Raw genomic sequence first — 2,480 nt, 5'->3', positions numbered from 1 at the left:
GCGAACACCGACACCAGATTCGCCAACGCCCCATGACCCACCGCCACACCCTTCGGCCGCCCCGTCGAACCCGACGTATAGATCACATACGCCAGGTCAGCGGGTTCGGCTGTCCGGCAGGGGGCGACGGTCGGCATCCCCTCCAGGCCGGTCGCGGTGGCGGGGTCGTCGAGCCAGACGACGCGGTCGACGCCGAGCCTGGCGGCCACGCCGTCGGCGGCATCGTGACTGCTGACCACGGCTCGGGCGCCGCTGTCGCGGAGGATGTACGTCAGCCGCTCCTCGGGATACTCCGGGTCCAGAGGCACGTAGGCGCCGCCGGCCTTCCACACGGCCAGGATCGCGACGAGCATGTCCAGCCCGCGGGGGAGGCAGAGGCCGACGACCGATTCGCGGCCGACGCCGAGTCCGAGGAGGTAGTAGGCGAGGCGGTTCGCGCGGGCGTCCAGCTCGGAGTACGTCATCTCCGTGCCCTCGAACACCGCGGCGACGGCCTCGGGGGTCAGCTTCGCGTGTGCTTCGAAGAGGTCCGGGACGAAGGCGGGGTCGACACCGACCTCGGTGTCGTTCCACTGGACGAGCAGCCGGTCGAGTTCGGCCTCGTCCAGCACGTCGAGTGCGCTCAGCCGCACGGCGGGGTCGGCGACCAGCGCAGTGAGGGCGCGGGTGAGCCGCTCGCCGAGCCGGGCGGCCGAGTCCTGGTCGAACAGGTCGGAGGCGACGATCACCGATCCGCGCAGTCCGGCGGGAGCGCCGTGGGCGTCGACGTGCTCGTCCACGGCGATCTCGAGGTCGAACTTCGCGATCTTCCCGAGGTTCGCCGCCACTTCGTCGGTGGCCACGTCAGCGAGCGAACCGGCGCGTACTCCTGTCAGGTCGACCTCGGCATGGGCGGCATGGTCCACCGAGAGCATGACCTGGAAGAGAGGGTGGCGGGCCAGGGAGCGGGTGGGGGCCAGCTCCTCCACCAGCTTCTCGAACGGCACGTCCTGGTGGGCCATCGCGGCCAGGCTCGTCTCCCGCACCTGGCCGAGGACCTCCGCGAACGTGGGGTCGCCCGACAGGTCCGTGCGCAGGACGAGGGTGTTCACGAAGAAGCCGACCAGGTCCCTGAGCGCCACGTCGGTGCGGCCGGCGACCGCGGTGCCGACGGGGATGTCGGTGCCCGCACCGAGCTTCGACAGCGTCATGGCGAGCACCGCCTGAAGCACCATGAACGTGGTCACCCCCTCGGCTCGCGCCAGGTCCCGCAGTCGGGCGTGGACATCGGCCGCGACAGTGAAGGGGGCGCTCAGGCCCTTGTGGGAGGGGACGGGCGGCCGGGGGTGGTCGAACGGCAGGGCAAGCTCTTCCGGCGCGCCGGCCAGTGCCTCGCGCCAGTAGGCGATCTGGCGGGCGCCGACGCTGCCGGGGTCCGCCTCGTCGCCGAGCAGCTCGCGCTGCCACAGCGCATAGTCCGCGTACTGCACCGGCAGCGGCTCCCACCCGGGAGCCCGCCCCGCACACCGCGCCGCGTACGCGGTGGACAGGTCCTGCGCGAGCGGCCGCTTCGACCAGCCGTCGCTGGCGATGTGGTGGACGACCAGGGCGAGTGCGTGCTCGTCCGGGCCGGCCGAGAACAGCCATGCGCGCACGGGGAGTTCGGCCGAGAGGTCGAAGGCGTGCCCGAAGACGCCCGCGACCGCCGCGGCCAGGTCCGCCGGGGTCGAGGAGCCGGGGAGCTCGACCGTCTGCAGCGCCCAGTCCAGGTCTGCCATCTCGTGGATGCGCTGGTGGGGTTCGCCGTCTTCGGTGGCGAACGTCGTCCGCAGAACCTCATGGCGTTCCAGGACGTCCCGCAGTGCCGCTGCCAGCGCCTCCCGGTCCACCGCGCCCGAAAGCCGCAGGGAGACCGGGACGTTGTACGTCGCGCTGGGACCCTCGAGCTGCTGGATGAACCACAACCGACGCTGCGCGAATGACAACGGAATCATCGGGAACCTTCCTGGCTTCGTCCCTGCCGCAACGTCGGCACAGGCTGACTGTCAAGCGTCTGCCGCCACTCACCCCCGTACGGAAGAAAGGCCGGCGCAGTGAGTCCGGGCTTCGACGAACCAAGCCCGTTCAATCCGGGAAAAATCTTTTCAATAAAGATCCGCAGGAGCCTTGAAGGGCTTCTGCGGAGCCTGCTTGCGAAGAACTGGATATGCCGGGGCCACCATTTCGGTGCGTCGTCCCGGGGTGGCGGGACCCACTATGACCCAGCAGCCATCGACGATCAATGTTCCGCCTCCACGCCGGCACGAACCCGGCGGGCAGCCATGAACACGCAGTTAAGACACGGTTGTTCAGGCCGTTCAACCGACACTTGGCGGCAGTTGAACGCCACCGTACGCGCCTCGGCCGCCTCATTCGATTTCTCTCATGAGGCGGCCGATTCGTCTGTCAATTACTTTTCAGTTGTTCAGGTTGCGCGCACTGGAATTTTCGCGCAGTTCGCG

1 protein-coding gene is annotated in these 2,480 nt (G+C 69.4%); it reads right to left on the bottom strand.

The genetic code is table 11. The annotated features are described in order from the left end of the window. Positions 1-1,973: condensation domain-containing protein (locus tag ACIRS4_RS35505; RefSeq protein WP_404203947.1), on the bottom strand; the 1,973-nt coding region annotated here is incomplete at its 3' end. Positions 1,974-2,480: the final 507 nt, after the last annotated feature.

The organism is Streptomyces sp. NPDC101166 (assembly GCF_044768125.1).
Lineage (GTDB): Bacteria > Actinomycetota > Actinomycetes > Streptomycetales > Streptomycetaceae > Streptomyces.
Note: the sequence above shows the minus strand (reverse complement) of the source record. Positions and strands in the feature narration are given on the sequence as shown.